At 66.4% G+C, this 17,841-nt stretch carries 15 protein-coding genes; 11 read left to right on the top strand and 4 right to left on the bottom strand.

Annotated features, from left to right (window positions below; translation table 11 throughout):
- Together kdpA and ACFQZZ_RS24095 are read right to left on the bottom strand one after the other, a co-directional pair.
- Positions 1–1,671 carry a potassium-transporting ATPase subunit KdpA gene (gene kdpA / locus ACFQZZ_RS24100; RefSeq protein ID WP_378684885.1) on the bottom strand — a complete coding sequence of 557 codons (1,671 nt, stop codon included), beginning with the start codon at positions 1,669–1,671 and terminating at the stop codon, positions 1–3.
- The gene (locus ACFQZZ_RS24095; protein WP_378684882.1) at positions 1,672–1,854 is read right to left on the bottom strand and encodes a potassium-transporting ATPase subunit F; all 183 of its coding nucleotides are present in this window, start codon (positions 1,852–1,854) and stop codon (positions 1,672–1,674) included.
- Between the two features lie 283 nt (positions 1,855–2,137).
- Here ACFQZZ_RS24095 and ACFQZZ_RS24090 point away from each other — a divergent pair, with 283 nt between their 5' ends.
- The 8 genes from ACFQZZ_RS24090 to ACFQZZ_RS24055 all read left to right on the top strand — a co-directional run bounded on the left by ACFQZZ_RS24090 (position 2,138) and on the right by ACFQZZ_RS24055 (position 9,440).
- The gene (locus ACFQZZ_RS24090; RefSeq protein ID WP_378684879.1) at positions 2,138–2,311 is read left to right on the top strand and encodes a hypothetical protein; all 174 of its coding nucleotides are present in this window, start codon (positions 2,138–2,140) and stop codon (positions 2,309–2,311) included.
- Entirely contained in the window at positions 2,308–4,986 is a 2,679-nt protein-coding gene (locus tag ACFQZZ_RS24085) for an ATP-binding protein (protein ID WP_378684877.1), read from the top strand. Before ACFQZZ_RS24090 ends, ACFQZZ_RS24085 begins: the two co-directional genes overlap by 4 nt.
- A gap of 56 nt (positions 4,987–5,042) precedes the next feature.
- Entirely contained in the window at positions 5,043–5,750 is a 708-nt protein-coding gene (locus tag ACFQZZ_RS24080; RefSeq protein ID WP_378684874.1) for a response regulator, read from the top strand.
- Positions 5,751–5,899: 149 nt separating this feature from the next.
- Entirely contained in the window at positions 5,900–6,367 is a 468-nt protein-coding gene (locus ACFQZZ_RS24075) for an OsmC family protein (protein WP_378684871.1), read from the top strand.
- Between the two features lie 216 nt (positions 6,368–6,583).
- On the top strand, positions 6,584–6,889 hold the full coding sequence (locus tag ACFQZZ_RS24070) for an acylphosphatase (RefSeq protein ID WP_378684868.1): 306 nt from the start codon (positions 6,584–6,586) through the stop codon (positions 6,887–6,889).
- Positions 6,890–6,921: 32 nt separating this feature from the next.
- Positions 6,922–7,800 carry a hypothetical protein gene (locus tag ACFQZZ_RS24065; RefSeq protein ID WP_378684865.1) on the top strand — a complete coding sequence of 293 codons (879 nt, stop codon included), beginning with the start codon at positions 6,922–6,924 and terminating at the stop codon, positions 7,798–7,800.
- Entirely contained in the window at positions 7,800–8,963 is a 1,164-nt protein-coding gene (locus ACFQZZ_RS24060) for a glutathionylspermidine synthase family protein (protein ID WP_378684863.1), read from the top strand. The genes ACFQZZ_RS24065 and ACFQZZ_RS24060 overlap by 1 nt, the downstream gene beginning before the upstream one ends.
- Before the next feature lie 27 nt (positions 8,964–8,990).
- Positions 8,991–9,440 (top strand): DUF350 domain-containing protein, encoded by a 450-nt coding sequence (locus ACFQZZ_RS24055; protein WP_378685121.1) that lies wholly within the window; start codon positions 8,991–8,993, stop codon positions 9,438–9,440.
- Between the two features lie 45 nt (positions 9,441–9,485).
- On the opposite strand, the gene ACFQZZ_RS24050 is transcribed toward ACFQZZ_RS24055, so the two are convergent.
- On the bottom strand, positions 9,486–11,033 hold the full coding sequence (locus ACFQZZ_RS24050) for a long-chain-fatty-acid--CoA ligase (RefSeq protein WP_378684860.1): 1,548 nt from the start codon (positions 11,031–11,033) through the stop codon (positions 9,486–9,488).
- Positions 11,034–11,293: 260 nt separating this feature from the next.
- Between ACFQZZ_RS24050 and ACFQZZ_RS24045 the strand changes: the two genes are divergently transcribed.
- Together ACFQZZ_RS24045 and ACFQZZ_RS24040 are read left to right on the top strand one after the other, a co-directional pair.
- Complete coding sequence (locus ACFQZZ_RS24045; RefSeq protein ID WP_378684857.1) at positions 11,294–11,719, top strand: DUF1707 domain-containing protein; 426 nt, start codon at positions 11,294–11,296, stop codon at positions 11,717–11,719.
- 156 nt (positions 11,720–11,875) lie between these two features.
- Positions 11,876–12,805 carry a hypothetical protein gene (locus ACFQZZ_RS24040; RefSeq protein ID WP_378684854.1) on the top strand — a complete coding sequence of 310 codons (930 nt, stop codon included), beginning with the start codon at positions 11,876–11,878 and terminating at the stop codon, positions 12,803–12,805.
- Between the two features lie 4 nt (positions 12,806–12,809).
- Here the strand turns inward: ACFQZZ_RS24040 and ACFQZZ_RS24035 are convergent, their stop codons facing one another.
- Positions 12,810–13,739 (bottom strand): hypothetical protein, encoded by a 930-nt coding sequence (locus tag ACFQZZ_RS24035; protein ID WP_378684851.1) that lies wholly within the window; start codon positions 13,737–13,739, stop codon positions 12,810–12,812.
- A 446-nt stretch (positions 13,740–14,185) separates the two neighbouring features.
- Between ACFQZZ_RS24035 and smc the strand changes: the two genes are divergently transcribed.
- Positions 14,186–17,797 carry a chromosome segregation protein SMC gene (gene smc / locus ACFQZZ_RS24030; RefSeq protein WP_378684848.1) on the top strand — a complete coding sequence of 1,204 codons (3,612 nt, stop codon included), beginning with the start codon at positions 14,186–14,188 and terminating at the stop codon, positions 17,795–17,797.
- The last annotated feature ends 44 nt before the right edge of the window (positions 17,798–17,841 follow it).

The raw sequence follows: 17,841 nt of genomic DNA, 5'->3' as shown, positions 1-17,841 counted from the left end.
TCAGTGGATTCCCTCAGCGAGCGGCCCGAGTGCGAGTGCGGGCAGGAAGGTGAGCGCGACCAGGATCACGGTCACGCCGACGACCATGCCGACGAACTGCGGCCGGTGTGTCGGGAGCGTGCCGATCGACTCGGGGGTCGTGCCCTGCCTGGCCAGCGAACCGGCCAGTGCGAGAGCGAAGATGATCGGCAGGAACCGGCCGAACACCATCGCGAGGCCGAGTGCGGTGTTGTACCACTCGGTGTTACCGGACAGACCCGCGAACGCGGAGCCATTGTTGTTCGCCGCAGACGTGAAGGCGTACAGCACTTCCGAGAGCCCGTGCGGACCGGAGTTGAGCATGCTCGCGCGTTGTCCTGGCATGGCCATCGCGACCGCCGTACCCACCAGCACGATCAGCGGACTGATCAGGAAGTACGAAGCGGCCAGCTTGATTTCGCGCGGCGTGATCTTCTTGCCGAGGTATTCCGGCGTGCGACCGACCATCAGGCCAGCGACGAACACGGTGATCACCGCGAGGATGAGCATTCCGTACAGACCCGAACCGGTACCGCCGGGCGCGACCTCGCCGAGCTGCATGTTGAACATCGTCATCATGCCGCCGAGGCTGGTGTAGGAGTCGTGGAACGAGTCGACGGCTCCGGTGGAGGTCAGCGTCGTAGCGGACGCGAATGTCGCGGAATCGGCCACGCCGAACCGGGTTTCGACACCCTCCATCGACGCGCCGATCGCGGTCGGCACGGTGCCGTGGTGCGCCAGTTGGAAGACGTTCTGCAGCACTGTGCTGATCAGCGCGATGGTGCCCATGACCGCCACGATGGCGTAGCCCTGCTTCTTGCTGCCGACCATCCGGCCGAAGGTGCGCGGTAGCGAGAAGCTGATGATCAGGATCAGGAAGATCTCCACCCAGTTGGTCCAGGTGGTCGGGTTCTCGAACGGATGCGCGGAGTTGGCGTTGTAGAAGCCACCGCCGTTGGTGCCGAGCTCCTTGATGACCTCTTGGCTGGCCACCGGGCCGCCGGTGATGGTCTGCTCGGTGCCGTTGAGCGTCTGCGCGACCTGGTCGTGCAAGTGGAAGTTCTGGATCACGCCACCGGCGACCAGCACGATCGCGAAGACGAAGGCGATCGGCAGCAGGATGCGGATGGTACCCCTCACCAAGTCCACCCAGAAGTTGCCGAGATCGCCGGTGTGCCTGCGGGCGAAGCCGCGGACCAGCGCGACCGCCACCGCCATGCCGACCGCCGCCGACACGAAGTTCTGCACCGCGAGTCCGGCCATCTGCACCAGGTGTCCCTGGGTCGACTCACCGGAGTAGTTCTGCCAGTTCGTGTTCGTCACGAAGCTGATCGCGGTGTTCCAGGCCAGCGCCGGTGTCATCTCCGTGCCCGGATCGTTCAGGTGCAGCGGCAGCTTGCCCTGGATCAGCTGGAAGAAGAACAGGAACACCACGCTGACCGCGGAGAACGCCAGCACACTTCGGGCATACACGCCCCAGGTCTGCTCGACCTCCGGCTGGACACCGATGGCCTTGTAGATGACTCGCTCCGCGCGGGAGTGCTTCTTGGTGTTGTAGACCCGGAACATGTAGTCGCCGAGCGGTACATGCACCAGGGCAAGCGCGATGATCAGGGACGCCGCGAACGCGATCCCCGCGGTAGTCGTGTTCACCTAGAACCTCTCGGGGAAAAGCAGAGCCGCGACCATGTACACCGCGACGAGGACGGCGAGAATCAGACCGATCAGGTTCGCGATCACAGTTTTTCCACCCCCCGCTGGATCAGGCCCAGTAGCGCGAAGATCGCCACGGTGAGCACCGTGAACACCACGACAGACATTTCTTACAACCTCCATTGGCGCCCCTTCATGGAGCGCGACAGGGTGAGTCAAGCGGGCATTCGAGCTGGTGCCGAGCTTCCTTACGGGTCCTTAGCGCCGTGTCGACGAGCATTGACGCTTCGTTTACGGGGCCGTCTCCCTCAAAGGTGAAAGGATGCCGTCAAGTTAGGCGGACAACCTGTCAACACACCGTAAAGATCCAGTTCATGGCGCGATCGCGAGGTAGAAACGACAACACCGGCCAGGCGGACCAATCCAGCGCAACCGGGCGTCTTATCGGCTGTGGAGAGGATTGCTCATGTCGGCTGTCACGGTTGCGGTGATCGTCGGGTTTGTGTGTTGCGCGCTTGCCATCCGCGCTGTGTCGACAATGGCGGCCGAGCGCGAACCCGGCGCATGGGAAACGGACCTCGCGGCGGACCGGATACGGGTTGCCGGTGGTACGCCGACGCGCGCGATGATGGAAGAGTGAAACGCGGCCAACTCCGCATCTACCTCGGTGCGGCACCGGGAGTCGGCAAGACCTTCGCCATGTTGGGCGAGGCGCACCGGCGGATCGAACGCGGCCGCGACGTGGTGGCTGCGGTAGTCGAAACCCACGGGCGGGCCAAGACCGCCGAGCTATTGGCCGGTATCGAACGGATACCGCCCAAGATGATCGAGTATCGCGGCGCGACCTTCCCTGAACTCGATGTGGAGGCGGTACTGCGCAGGCAGCCGACCGTAGTGCTCGTCGACGAACTCGCGCATACCAACGCGCCGGGCAGCACACACGAAAAGCGCTGGCAGGATATCGAGGAACTGCTCGCCGCCGGTATCGATGTCATCTCGACGGTCAATGTTCAGCACCTGGAGAGCCTCAACGACGTCGTCGAGCAGATTACCGGCATCGTGCAACGAGAAACGGTGCCGGACGCGGTAGTTCGTGGTGCGGACCAGGTCGAGCTCGTCGACATCACACCGGAAGCATTGCGGCGCAGGCTGTCGCACGGCAATGTCTACGCCGCCGACAAGGTCGACGCGGCGTTGCGTAACTACTTCCGTCCCGGCAACCTCACCGCGCTTCGTGAACTCGCGCTGCTGTGGCTTGCCGACCAGGTCGACTCGGCGCTGGCGAAGTACCGGGCCGACCACAAGATCACCGAGTTGTGGGAGGCCCGCGAACGCGTCGTCGTCGCGGTGACCGGCGGTCCGGAATCGGAGACCGTGGTGCGTCGGGCCAGCCGTATCGCCACCAAGTCGAGTGCCGATCTCGTGCTCGTGCATGTCGTGCGCGGCGATGGGCTGGCAGGCGTTTCGACCGAGCGGATGGCGCGGCTGCGCGATCTTGCCGCCAGTCTCGATGCCAGCCTGCACACCGTGACCGGTGACGATGTGCCCTCGGCGCTGCTCGAATTCGCGCGTGAGGTGAACGCGACGCAGCTGGTGCTCGGCACCTCCCGGCGTTCGCGGTGGGCGCGCATCTTCGATGAAGGCATCGGGTCCGCGGTGGTGCAGCAGTCGGGCCGGATCGATGTGCACATGGTGACGCACGAGGAGGCCAATCGCGGCCCGCGCTGGCGCTCGTTCTGGCCGCGCGAGCCCGTGCTCGCCTGGCTTGCCGCAGTGCTTGTGCCCATCATCGTGTGCGCGATCAGCGCCGCGTTCCTCGATGGCCTGCTCCAGCTCGGTGGCCTCAGCGCGATGTTCTTCATCGGCGTCGTCGCCGTCGCGCTACTCGGAGGCGTTGTGCCAGCGGCATTCTCGGCGCTGTTCTCCGGTTTGCTATTGAACTGGTTCTTCGCCGATCCCCGCTACAGCCTCACCATCGCCGAACCCGACAGCTTTGCCACCGTGGTGGTGCTGCTCATCGTCGCGGTCGCGGTGGCGGCCCTGGTGGATGTGGCCGCGATGCGAACCCGGCAGGCGCGCAAGGCTTCCCGGCAGGCCCAGCTGCTGACGATGTTCGCGGGCGCCGTCCTGCACGGCGCGGATCTGCCCAAACTGCTCGAGCAGGTCCGGGAGACCTACAGCCTGCGCGCGGTCAGCATGGTGCGCGGTGAGCAGGTGGTCGCTGCGGTCGGCGTCGAACCGCCGCAGCGGATTGCCGATGCCGAAACCGTCATCGAGGCGGGCGATACCACCAGTCTGCTGCTGCTCGCGGGCCGGACGCTCGACTCGGGTGACCGGCCGGTGCTCCATGCGGTCGCCAACCAGGCCGCCGGATTGGTGAGCCAGGCGCGGCTCGCCGAGGAGGCGAGCGCGTCGGCGGCGCTGCTCGAGGCCGATCGACTGCGGCGAGCGCTACTGTCCGCGGTCAGCCACGATCTGCGGACACCGCTGGCCGGAGCCAAGGCCGCCGTGTCCAGCTTGCGCAGCGACGACATCGAGTTCTCGACCGAGGACACCGCCGAATTGCTCGAAACCATCGAAGAATCGGTGGACCAGCTGACCGCGCTGGTCGGCAACCTGCTCGATTCGTCGCGGCTGGCGGTGGGCGTGATCACCCCGCAGGTGCGGCGGGTGTACATGGACGAGGTGGCGCATCGTGCGCTGGTGAGCGTCGGAATGGGCGCGCGCGGCCTGCGCCGTGCGGCAATGGATCGGGTGAAGGTGGAAGTCGGCGAGGTCTCGGTGCTGGCCGACAGCGGACTCCTGGAACGGGTCCTCGCCAACCTGATCGACAACGCGTTGCGCCACGCGCCACGCGACACCCCTGTGCGCGTGACCGCCGAACGCACCGGCGATCGCGTCTCGATCGCCGTCATCGACGCCGGTCCTGGCATCCCCGCCGGCACCGAAGAGCAACTGTTCGAACCCTTCCAACGGCTCGGCGACCGCGACAACACCGCTGGCGTCGGCCTCGGCCTTTCGGTGGTACGCGGCTTCGTCGAGGCGATGAGTGGCACGGTGCATGCCGAACCGACACCGGGCGGTGGACTGACGATGCTCGTCGATCTGCCCGCCGACGCCGACGCGCCCGGCCAGTCGAACGATGCCGCACCCGCCGAATCGAATCCCGATACCGGTGTGACGACCGGGGGTCCGGCGACCGATGACGGCGCGGTCGAACGGCACGGTGGTCTGCCCGCTGAACGGACTCTGCGGGACCGACGCGCGACACACGTGGATCTGCCTGCGAGCGAGAGCGAGGCCGGGAGCCGATGATGACAGTGGCCGTGGTTGATGGTGGCGGAGCATCCCGCATGACACAGGAAGTCGCAATGACCGACAAGAAGCACGAAGCGCCGGTGACCAAGGTGCTGGTGGTCGACGACGAACCGCAGATCGTGCGCGCCTTGCGGATCAACCTGTCGGTGCGCGGATACGAGGTGATCACGGCGGGGACGGGTGCCGCGGCGCTGCGTGCGGCGGCCGATAAGCATCCCGACGTGGTGATTCTGGACTTGGGCCTGCCCGATATGGACGGCATCGAGGTGCTCGCGGGTCTGCGCGGCTGGACCCAGACACCGGTGATCGTGCTGTCCGCCCGCACCGATTCGAGCGACAAGGTGGAGGCGCTGGACGCGGGCGCGGACGACTACGTCACCAAGCCATTCGGCATGGACGAACTCCTGGCCCGATTGCGCGCCGCTGTCCGCCGCGGCGCCACCGACACCGATGCGAGTGACCCGGTGGTGGTGACATCCTCGTTCACCGTCGACCTGGCGGCCAAGAAGGTCACCAAGAAGGGTGAGACCGTCCATCTGACCCCCACCGAGTGGGGCATGCTCGAAATGCTGGTCCGCAACCGCGGCAAACTCGTCGGCCGCAAAGAACTGCTGCGCGAAGTCTGGGGCCCCTCCTACGCCACCGAAACCCACTACCTCCGCGTCTATCTGGCCCAACTCCGCCGCAAACTGGAAGCCGACCCCTCCAACCCCGAACACCTACTGACCGAAGCAGGCATGGGCTACCGCTTCCAGGAATAGCCACCCTCACCCCGCACTTTCCGGAGCACCACCAGGGGTGCGGATGGTGCGAAGGGGCATAGCGGACGGGCAGGGGTGTGGAATGCGGGTGGGCGTCAGGGCGTTGGCAGGCGTGCTCCGTTTCCGACGAGGATGGCAGGATCGAAACCATGGCTGAGCAGACCGTTGCAACCGCGACCCAGACCACCGCACCGACCACGCCGGGGGAGACCGCCCTGTGGGTCGAGCGCACCGGGACCCGGGCCTACACCGGCCGTAGCTCACGCGGCGCCGAAGTGCTGATCGGATCGCAGGGCGTTCCCGGCGTCTTCACCCCGGGTGAGCTGCTGAAGATCGCCTTGGCCGCCTGCTCGGGGCTGAGCGCGGACTTCCCGCTCTCGCGCAAACTGGGCGACAACTTCGACGCGACCATCCGTGTCTCCGGCGACGCCGATCGGGAGAACGAGGTGTACCCGCAGCTGGACGAGGTATTCGAGCTCGACCTCAGCGAGCTGGACGACGAGGCGCGCGAACGGCTGCTGGTGACCGTCCAGCGCGCCATCGACAAGGTATGCACCGTCGGCCGGACCTTGAAGGCAGGCACCAAGGTCACGCTGTCGTTCGACGTCGACGGGTGAGGTGAGCGATCGCGCGACGTCCCTCGGTGGTGGCCACCACGGGCGGCCGCAGGTGTCCAGAAGGCGATTGCGCGGCGACTATGGGTATCGTCCGGGTACGTGTATCCCCGACAGATGCTGGAGGCTGGATGAGTTTCAACGGGCAGCGCAGATCCGTGCCCGCGGGGTTCGGGTATCTGCCGTTGTCGTTGCCACGCGGGCGCACCGTAGCGTTCGATGAGTGAAACATCTCGTGCCGACACCGAAGCCGACACCGTCCGGCTGAGCGCCTGGGTGCATGGTTGGGTGCAGGGCGTCGGGTTCCGCTGGTGGACCCGAGCTCGCGCGCTGGAGCTCGGCCTGGTCGGACACGCCACCAATGCCCGCGACGGCCGCGTGCACGTGGTGGCCGAGGGCCGACGGCGCGATTGCGCACGACTGCTCGATTTGCTGCATTCCGGGGATACGCCTGGCCGGGTGGACCTGGTTGTGGAAAGCTGGGACGCCCCGCGGGGCGATTTGACCGGATTCGAGGAGCGTTGAGTGGTGCGAGCGCCGACCAAGGGGAGTGATCGTTGAGTACGCAGGATCCGGGCAGCGCGAACAGCGGCGACCGGCGCAAGTCCGGCGAGCCCGATCAGACCCCCGCAGGTCCCTCACCCACTCAGCCCGCACCTCCGGATGCGTCGCCACAAGATGAGACCCCGACTCTCGCGGAGTACTCGGAACCATCGGAAGCGGCTGAGCAGGGCTCGGCCGGGTCGCAATCAGATGCGCCCGCACCGCAGCCCCCGACGCTTGCCGAATATTCGGAGCCAACGCCCACCGAGCCGGGCACGGCGCCGCCGCAATGGGATGTGCCGACTCTCGCGGAGTATTCGGGACCCGAGCCCACCGTTCCGGTACCGCCCCGGCCCGGCAGCATCCAGCGCCAGGAACCGGGCATCACCCAGCCGCGTCCGCCGACGGTGGCCGAGGCGCGGGCTCGCGACAAGGCCCGCAAGCGCGCCGAGGAAGAGCAGCGAGCCGCCGTGGTCGCCGCGGAGTCCAAGAAGCGCACCCGCAAGCGGGTTCTGATCGGCGGTGTCGCCATCGTCGGTGTCGCCGGGCTGGTCGGCGGCGGGTACCTCGCCTACCGTGCGCTCACCAAGCCCGACCAGGTGACCGCGTACTGCACCCAGATCGATCAGAACGGCAAAGAGGTCGTCGTCGACGATGACCTCTGCAACAAGGCTTCGGCCAGTTCCGGCGGCGGCCACAGCGGTCTCAACGGCATCTTCATCTACAACGGCAGCCAGTACCGCTACTACTACGGCGGAACCAATTCCGTCGGCAAGCCGCCCACCGGCGGCACCACCATCCAGCCCAAGGGCGCCGAAATAAAGACGAAGAGCGGCACCAGCATTCAGCGCGGCGGCCTCGGTAGCAGCAGCAAGAGCGGGAGCGGATCGTAATGCGGCGCGTGCGCAGTACGCCACGGCCGGGCTGGCAGCAGATCACCGAGGAGCAGGGACTCGTCTACGGCTCGCCCGGTCGCGATGCCAGCGGCCAGCCGCGACCCTACTGGGACGAATCGGTGCACTACGAGTTCGAGATGTCGGAAATCCTCGCGCTGGAGGCCGATGTCGAGCTGCTGCATTCGATGTGCCTGAACGCGGTCGAGCACATCGTGCTCACCGAACGGTTCAAGGATTTCGGTCTGCCGGAATGGAGTTGGGGGCCGATCGCCGAATCCTGGCGGCGCAGTGACCCGCACGTGTACGGCCGATTCGACCTGCGTTACGACGCGCGCCGTCCAGCAAAACTGTTGGAGTACAACGCCGATACGCCGACTTCGCTGCTTGAGGCGGCAATTGTGCAGTGGCACTGGTTGACCGCGCTGTACCCGGGCGGCGACCAGTGGAACTCCTTGCACGAGAAGCTTGTCGAGCGCTGGACCGAGTTGCGTGACACCCTGCCGTCATCGCAGCTGCACTTCACCTGGTCGTCCGCGGACGCCACCGGCGAGGACAACGTCACCACCGCCTATATGCAGGAGACCGCCGCGGAGGCCGGATTCGACACTGTCGCGCTGCCGATCGAAGAGGTGGGCGTCGACACCGATCTCGACCGGTTCGTGGATCTGGCGGAATCCCCGATCGATGCGATCTTCAAGCTCTACCCGTGGGAGTGGGTGCTCGACGACGATTTCGGCAAGCGGGTCATCGAGAGCCTGCCGCAGACCATGTGGATCGAACCACTGTGGAAGACGCTGCTGAGCAACAAGGCAATCCTGGCTGTGCTGTGGGAGATGTACCCCGGTCACCCGAACCTGTTGCCCGCCTACCTCGATCAGCCCAACGAGCTCACCGAATACATTCGCAAACCGAAGCTCGGCCGTGAAGGCGCCAATATGACCATCGTCGGCGCGGGCCTGGAGACGGCCACCGGCGGTGTGTACGGCGAAGAGGGATTCATCTACCAATTGCTGGACCCGCTCCCGGAATTCGACGACATGCGTCCGGTGCTCGGCGCCTGGATCGTCGGTGACACCGCGGCGGGCCTCGGCATTCGCGAAACCGCCGGTTTGATCACCGACGACGGCTCGGCGTTCGTCCCGCACCGCATCATCAGCTGACACCCAATTCACCTCGGAAGGACCATGATGACCGCAGTCGCCCTCGAATCGGGGTACTGGAACTCACTCGGTGAGGGCGTAGGGGCGATCATCCTCTATGCCCTTGTCGGCCTGGCACTCATGCTCGTCGGCTTCTACGCCATCGACCTCACCACCCCTGGCAAGCTGCGCACCATGGTGGCCGAAGGCAAGCCGAACGCCATCATCGTCACCGCGGCGGGCATGGTCAGCATGGCACTCATCGTGGTCCTCGCCACGTACGCCTCGGCGGGCAAACTGTCCGAGGGCCTCATCGCCGCCCTCGTCTACGGACTCGTCGGCATCATCGCCCAGGTCGTGTCGGTCCGTGTCATCGAACGTGCCCTCGGTATCGACATCGGCGTCGCCCTCCACTCCGACACCTACACAACGGAAGTCCTGGTTGTGGCCGCCGCCCACTTCGCCCTCGGCCTGGTCGTCGCCTTCGCGATTCTCTAGCGGCGGCGGCGAGTGGCACACCATGGGTGCCAATGGCCGGAGTCCTCAGGACACTTGGCTGCCGGTGGCGTCCCAGTAGCGCTGGCGGAGGTCGCGTTTGAGTATTTTGCCCGCGCCGGACATGGGGAGGGCTTCGGCGAATTCGATGCTGCGCGGGATCTTGTAATTGGCGATCAGTTGCTTGCAGTGAGTGGTGAGTTCGTCAGGGGTTGCCTGCTGGCCGGGTAGGAGTACGACGACGGCATGCACGCGCTCGCCCCATTGGTCGTCGGGGACACCGATGATCGCGCAGGTGGCGACGGCGGGGTGCTTGGCCAGTGCGTTCTCGACCTCGACGCTGTAGACGTTCTCGCCGCCGGTAATGATCATGTCCTTGATCCGGTCGACGATGGAGACATAGCCGTTCTCGTCCATCCGGCCGCCGTCGCCGGTGTGCATCCAGCCGTCGCGGATGGCCTCGGCGGTGGCTTCCGGCTTATTCCAGTAGCCGAGCATCACGTTGGCGCCCTTGACTACAACCTCACCCACGATTCCGCGCGGCACCTCGTTGCCGTCGGTGTCTACGATGCGGACCTCCACGTGCGGTGCGGCACGACCTGTTGTCTTGCCGAGCACTGGATCATCATGATCGGCAGGCGAGAGCAGTGTCGCGATCGGCGACAACTCGGTCATGCCATAGGCCTGGGTAAATCCGGCGGCAGGGAAGGTCTTGCGCGCCTTGGCAAGTACCGATTCGGAGATCGGCGACGCGCCGTACACGAGGTGTTCGATGCTGCTGAGGTCGGCATCGGCTGCCGCGGGGTCGTCGACCAGCATCTGGATCATCGTCGGCACCAGCAGGGCGTCGGTGACCTTGTGCTCCGAGATCGCCTGTAGCACACCGGCAGGCGTGAACATCGGGACAATCACATGCGTCGAGCCCGCCAGATTGCCACACCCCCACACCGCGAAGTCCGCGAGGTGGAACATGGGGGCGGCGTGCAGCAATCGACCGCCGATGGAAATGACATGGTTGGTGGCGAGCGAGCCGAGCGCCGAGGTGACGGCATTGGCGTGACTCAGCATGACGCCCTTGGGGAAGCCGGTCGTCCCGCCGGTGTAGAAGACGCCGAGCAATTCGTCGCCGCCGACGCGGAGATCCTCGACGGGATCGCTTTCCGCGACCAGCGTCTCGTAGTCGAGGGTGTCCGCGGGTTGCGCGCCTTCGCCGATGAAGATCACCGTGCGCAGTTCGGGGAACTCGGCACGGATCGGCCCGATCGCCTGCGCGAACGCGGCATCGACCAGCAGCACCCTGGTGTCCGAATCCCGGAGGGAATACACGACTTCCGCGGGACTCCAGCGAATGTTGACCGGGTTGACCACCGCACCGAGCCACGGCACGGCGAAGAAGTATTCGTGATAGCGATCTGAGTTCAGTGCCAGGATGGCGACCCGATCACCCTGCCGCACACCGAGATTGCGGAGCGCGCCGGCGAACCGGGCAATCCGGTCGTGGGATTCGGCCACCGTGCGAAACCGATCACCGAAGATGGTGGCGATCGAATCCGGGCGCTGCTGCACCGCGCGATGCAGCGACTGGGTGAGATACATCGTTTCCTTACTTGCCGATTGCGCGGGCCCGCGACCCGACCGCATCCCGTGGGTGACTAATTGATATTCACTTAGCTGCCCGCGAGCCTAACGTGACCTGGGCCACTGGCGCAACAGTCCGCTCGAGGCGTCGCCGCGGCGACTGCCTGCCCCGGAGTGGTCCACGCTCGCCCTGTCGTGTCTTGACATTCCACATTGGAGGGTGCATTCTGGTATCACCTTCCACTGTGGAGTGTGGATCTCGTCGTTAGGACCTGGAAATGGAAATCGCACCTGGTACTCGGGCTTCCGACGCGGAGCGCGACAAAGTAGTGAAGCTGCTCAGCAGGCATCTGGCGGATGGTCGGATCGACCTCGTCGAATACGACCAGCGGGTCGCTCGTGTCTACGGCACCGCCACCCGCGACGACCTGCAACTGGTGCTTTCGGACCTGCCGAAGCTGTCGAAAGAGGCTCAGACACAGGGCAAGCTGCCCGCCCGGCTCCCGATTTGGCAGCAGATCGAGGGCACCTCATGGCTTGGGGTCAGCATTCTGGTCCTCGCCATCTGGGGCGCCATCTCGCTCAGCGTCGGTGAATTCACCTACCCATGGCCCATCTGGGTGATCGGCCCGTGGGGTGCGGTCCTCGCCTTCCGGGTGCTCGCCGGTTTCGAGTCGGGTCGCTTCGGTCACCGAGCCGGCTGAGCCGGTTCTCGTTTCCCTACCTGGACGGCACAGCCAAGCGTCATTCGGGTGTGTGCGCCGCCACCGAGTTCAGCGCCGACACCCTGATGGACGCCTGGTCCGCGCACGATGTCGGGCGTATCGCCGATGTCGATGGCCCGTATTAGGTTGGGCAGCATGACAAGTGACGAGCGACGGGACAGCTCGCGCGACAAGGGCCTTGTCGATTGGCTCGACCGGGTTTCGGGCCGGATCTCATTCGTGCGGGACGCCTATGTCAATGAGGTCGAGCTGGACTATTCGGCGCGGTCGATCGACGATCTGGAAGAGTTTCTCCTCTGTCATTTCGACACTCCAGCCGAGCTGGTCGATGACCCCTGGATCGTCGATGGTGTCATCGGCTACCTCGGGGAAATGCTGGCACGGCTGGCCGGTGGTGGGTGGACCGCCGCCGACCCGGATCGCGTTTATCGACGTCTTCCCCTGATCGAAGCCGCCGAGGAACTTCACCTTCGCCCGCTCTCGCCGTCGGATCTGGTGCTCGCGGCAGTGCGGCGCCGGACCGGCGAGGAGTTCGGTGCCGCGTATGCCGCATGGGAACAGGCGGTGGCGGCCTACCGGATCACGCACCCGTCATGGACGCCGATCAAGCGACCGACGCCCGGCATCGAACCGGTCGATCCGCAGGAGTCGGACATCGTTTACCTGCGCGAGTGGCTGACCGCGCGGGAGCACGCGTTCCCCGCCTGGGTTGCCGCGTACGGCGCCGATGCCGGGTGGGACTACTCGGTGGATTCGCTCGACACCTTGGGTGTCTTGGTCATGCGCTACACACCGACCGTCGCCGAGATCGAAGATCCGGCGAACGCCGTATTCCTGGATGGCGCAGCCTGGTACATCGGGGAGACGTGGCGCAGGGTGAAAGGCGGCCGGTGGTGTTACCGGCACGGTGATCCGGAAGTCGCTGTCTACGTGGGGTACCCGTACGTGGAGAGCCCCGATCCCGACGGTAAGAAAGGTGTGCCGTTCCGAGCCATGCGGCGGCTTGTCAAGCAAGGTAATCCGCGCCAGCTGCGTGAACAGTACGAGATGTTCGTGCAGTGGTGAGTCGTCACCGGGGACGCCGTGCGCTTCTCGGAAGTGCCACTCCGGACTGTTCGGTGCCGCGCGGAACATTCATTCGGGATCGTGACGGGGCGGGCTGATCGTGGTACGAGGGTTGAGGTTGTTCGCGGCGCGGTTGCGGTGACTGGTCGCGGTGACTCGGCGGTGGCGGCTGGTGGCGGTGGGTCGGTGGTGGTTGCTCCCGGTGCGATGACGGTCGTCGGTCGCGATCCGTGCGTGTCGGCTGTGGGGGCGGCGGATAGTCGCGTCGTGATGGGGATGACCGGCTGTGATGAGAGGTCGGCGACTTCTCGCGCTGCGATGTCGACGACTTGTTGCGGTGCGCGGGTGGCGAATGTTTGTGCTGGGACGAAATGGGTTGGGGCAGATTGGTTATCGGTAGTTCGCGGGTGGGGTGGGTTGAGTCGACGCCTTTCTCGCGGTAGCGGGCCGGGATGCCGCGTTCGCGTAGCCAGGCTCCTGGGTCGTGGCGGCAGTGGGGGTCGAGTTCGGGGATGGTGTCCTCGAGTAGGTCGAGGAGGTCGCCGTCGCTGCCGCCGAGTGCCGCGCGGATGGCAGGGAAGGAGGTGGGGCGGAAGGTCCAGGTCCATTCGTATTCCGGATGCGGACCGCCCAGGTCGTGCCCGTGGAAAACCAGGTTTCCGGAGGTGACGATGCGGGCGCGCACGGACCGGCCGTCGGACGCGATCAGGAATTCGTGCTGTCCCATGCGGTGCGCCAGCGTGATCTGGAACCATCCGGCACCCAGGCTGGCGATCCCCAATCCGGTGGCGACGCCTAATTCGACCCACCAGATCGTCGATCCGGAGCCGTCGTCGAACTCACACGCATACAGAAACAGCAGACTGCCGAGCACCAGCGCGGTGATCCGGACAAGCCGCAGCGCCACGATGGTTGTGGCCGACGCGGCTGGCATTCTCAGTGCTCCCAAACAAACATTCCGGCGGGCGATCAGAGTGGATCGTATGCGGCGGCCGGGCATCGCGGCAGGACATGTCGGAACTGCGGTTGCCCGATCACGGGGTGGGCAAATTCGGAGCACACCGAAATATCGGATAGTGCGGGAGGACTCGATAACCTACGTGTGTCTGTGGTTGCAGTATGGGGAGTAACTCGTTCACCGGATTGTGCCGCCTCCGCGTGGTGCCCGCCCGCTTACGGGGTAACCGGTCAGCGACGGATACCATGACTGGTCGCTCCGCAGGACTGAGCGGACCCAAATCCTGGCCGCTGCCCAGAGCGCTTGGGCGGACGAGCGTCCGGGCCACTGCTCAGAGCGCTTGGACGGACGAAGGTCCAGCCACCGCTTAGAAGCGCTTGGACGGACGAAGGTCCGGCCACCGCACGGAAAGGTCGTCGAACTTGCACCTGAAGAGCCTGACGTTGAAGGGCTTCAAGTCCTTCGCGTCCGCGACGACGCTGCGCTTCGAGCCGGGCATCACCTGTGTGGTCGGCCCCAACGGCTCGGGCAAGTCCAACGTCGTCGATGCGCTCACCTGGGTGATGGGGGAGCAGGGTGCCAAGGCGCTGCGCGGCGGCAAGATGCAGGACGTCATCTTCGCGGGCACCTCCGGCCGCGCGCCGCTCGGCCGCGCCGAGGTCACGCTGACCATCGACAACTCCGACGGTGCGCTGCCGATCGATTACGCCGAGGTGTCCATCACCCGGCGCATGTTCCGTGACGGTGCCGGCGAATACGAGATCAACGGCAGCTCCTGCCGATTGATGGACGTGCAGGAACTGCTCAGTGACTCCGGTATCGGCCGGGAAATGCACGTGATCGTCGGACAGGGCCAGCTCTCGGCCATCCTGGAATCGCGGCCCGAGGACCGCCGCGCCTTCATCGAAGAGGCCGCGGGTGTGCTCAAGCACCGCAAGCGCAAGGAGAAGGCGGTCCGCAAGCTGGAGGCGATGCAGGCCAACCTCGCCCGGCTCACCGACCTCACCACCGAACTGCGCCGCCAGCTCAAACCGCTCAGCAGACAGGCCGAGGTGGCACGGCGCGCCCAGACCGTACAGGCAGACCTGCGTGACGCCCGACTGCGGCTGGCAGCCGACGACCTGGTCACCCGACGCGGTGAACTGGAAAGCCAGCAGAGCAAAGAGGCATACGCGCGCGAACAGCACATCACCGTGCAAACGGAACTCGACGCCGCGAACGCCGCACTGGCGCAGCAGGAATTCCAGCTCTCCCGGCTCACCCCGAGCGCTGAGGCCGCCGGTCAGATCTGGTTCCAGCTCTCCGCACTCGCCGAGCGGGTCAACGCGACCATCCGCATCGCGGCCGATCGTGCCCGCCACCTGGACACCGATACCCCCGTCGGCACCGGCCGCGACCCCGATCAGCTCGAGGCCGAGGCACAGCGGGTGGAGGCCGAAGAGGCCGAACTGCGCGAGGCGGTCGAGATCGCGGTCGAGACATTGGAGGCCGCGCGCGACCAACTCGGCGAACGTGAGCAGGCCGCCAAGGCCGCCGAGCAGGCGCACCTGGCCGCGGTTCGGGCCATCGCCGATCGCCGCGAGGGTCTGGCCCGGCTGTCCGGGCAGGTCGACACCCTGCGCACCAGGACACAGTCGGTGGACGCGGAGATCGCCCGGCTCTCGGTCGCGATTACCGAGGCCAGGTATCGCGGGGATGCGGCGCAGGCCGAATACGACACGGTGCAGAGCGAACTCAGCGAGCTGGACGCGGGCGAAGCAGGTCTCGACGCGCAGCACGAGCATGCGGTGCAAGCGTTGGCACTGGCCGATCAGCGCGTCACCGAATTGCGTGAACAGGACCGCGACGCGGGTAAGCGGGTCGCCTCGCTGAGTGCTCGCATCGAAGCGCTCGGCATGGGTCTGGCTCGCCGCGACGGCGCGGCCTGGCTGGTCGAGCATCGCGCCGAGGGGCTGCTCGGTCCGCTGTCCGGGCTGATCAGGGTGCACGGCGGATTCGAGGCCGCGGTCGCCGCGACACTCGGCCCGCTTGCCGATGCGGTCGCGGCCGACACCGGTGCCAGCGCGCACGCCGCGGTGCGGGCGCTGAAGGAAGCCGACGGCGGTCGGGTCGCGCTGGTATTCGGCGCGACCAACGGCTCGCCCGCGCAGTCCGGCGCGCTGCCCGGCGGTGCGCGTTGGCTTTCGGACGTCGTGGACGGTCCGGACACCGTGCGCGGTGCCATTGCCGCGTTGACCGCCGGTGTCGCTGTGGTCGAGGACTTGGCCGCCGCCGTCGAACTGGTGGCGGTCCGGCCGGAGTTGCGGGTGGTCACCCGCGACGGCGATCTCAGCGGAACCGGTTGGGTGCTCGGCGGATCCGACCGTGCGCCGAGCCAGCTGGAGATCCAGGCCGATATCGACGCCGCCAAGTCCGACCTCGTCGCATCCCAGCGCCGCGCAGAGGAGCTGGAAGCCGCGCTGTCGGGCGCACTCGCCGAACAGGCCGATCGCAAGGACGCCGTCGACCAGGCACTGCTCGCGCTGCACGAATCCGACCAGGCCCTGGTGGCGATCTACGATCGGCTCGGCAGGCTCGGCCAGGTCGCGCGCACCGCGCAGACCGACGTCGAAAAGCTGACCGGCCAGCGCGCCGATACCGAGGCCAGCCGCGAGGATTCCCTTGCCTCGCTCGCCGACCTCGAGACCAGGCTGCGCAACGCCGAACTCGAGCACGCCGACATCGACGCCGACGGCATCGGCGCTGCGGGCACCGAATCCGCGGGCCGTGACCGCGAGGAGGCCGCGGGCGCACTGGCCGAAGCCCGCTCGATGGAGGTCGAGGCAAGGCTCGCGGTCCGCACCGCCGAGGAACGCGCGGAATCTGTTCGCGGCAAAGCGGATTCGCTGCGCAGGGCCGCCCGTGCCGAACGCGAGGCGCGCGAACGCGCCGAACGCGCCAACGCCGCACGGCGCAAAGCCGCCGAGGTGGCGGCCGCCGTCGCCGAATCCGGTGCACGCGTCGCCGCCGAACTGGAGATCGTGGTCGCCGAGGCCGCTACTCGGCGCGACGATCTGGTGCGCCGCCGCACCGAATGCGCCGGGCAGGTCGATCAAGTCAAGGAACGGTCCCGTTCCCTGGCCACCCAGCTGACCCAGCTGACCGACGCGGTGCACCGCGACGAGGTGGCAAAAGCCCAGGCGGCCTTGCGCATCGAACAGATCGAGGCAACCATCTCCGAGCAGTTCGGCATCGCACTGAACGACCTGGTCGCCGAATACGGCCCGGACACCCCGACGCCGCCGTCGGATTTGGAATGGCTGGAATACGAGCAGGCCAAGGAGCGCGGCGAGCAGGTCACCCCGCCCGCGCCCATGCCTTACGACCGGCAGACCCAGGAGCGTCGCGCCAAACGCGCCGAAAAGGACCTCACCACCCTGGGCAAGGTGAATCCCCTTGCCCTCGAGGAGTTCGCGGCGCTCGAGGAGCGCTACAACTTCCTGTCCACTCAGCTCGAAGACGTCAAGAGCGCTCGCAAGGATCTCCTCGACGTGGTTTCCGAGGTGGATGCCCGCATCCTGCAGGTTTTCACCGAGGCGTGGGAGGACGTCGAGCGTGAATTCGTCGGTGTGTTCGCGAAACTGTTCCCCGGCGGCGAGGGCAGGCTGCTGCTCACGGATCCTTCGGACATGCTCACCACCGGCATCGAGGTGGAAGCCCGTCCGCCAGGCAAGAAGGTCAAACGCCTCTCGCTGCTGTCCGGTGGCGAGAAGTCGCTGACCGCGGTCGCCTTGCTGGTGGCCATCTTCCGCGCCCGCCCCTCACCTTTCTACGTGATGGACGAGGTCGAGGCGGCGCTCGACGACACCAACCTGCGCCGCCTGATCGGCCTGTTCGAGCAGTTGCGTGAGAAGAGCCAGCTGATCGTCATCACCCACCAGAAGCCGACCATGGAAATCGCTGACGCCCTCTACGGCGTCAGCATGCGCGGCGACGGCATCACCCAGGTGATCAGCCAGCGGCTGACCCGGGAGAACCTGGCGCCGGCGGGCTGATCTGGGCGGATCTGTCATTCGTGGGTTGAGCCGGGCGAATCCGG

Source organism: Nocardia sp. GCM10030253, assembly GCF_042675075.1.
GTDB lineage: Bacteria > Actinomycetota > Actinomycetes > Mycobacteriales > Mycobacteriaceae > Nocardia.
The sequence above is the reverse complement of the archived record's forward strand: the minus strand, read 5'-3'. Positions and strand labels throughout refer to the sequence as shown.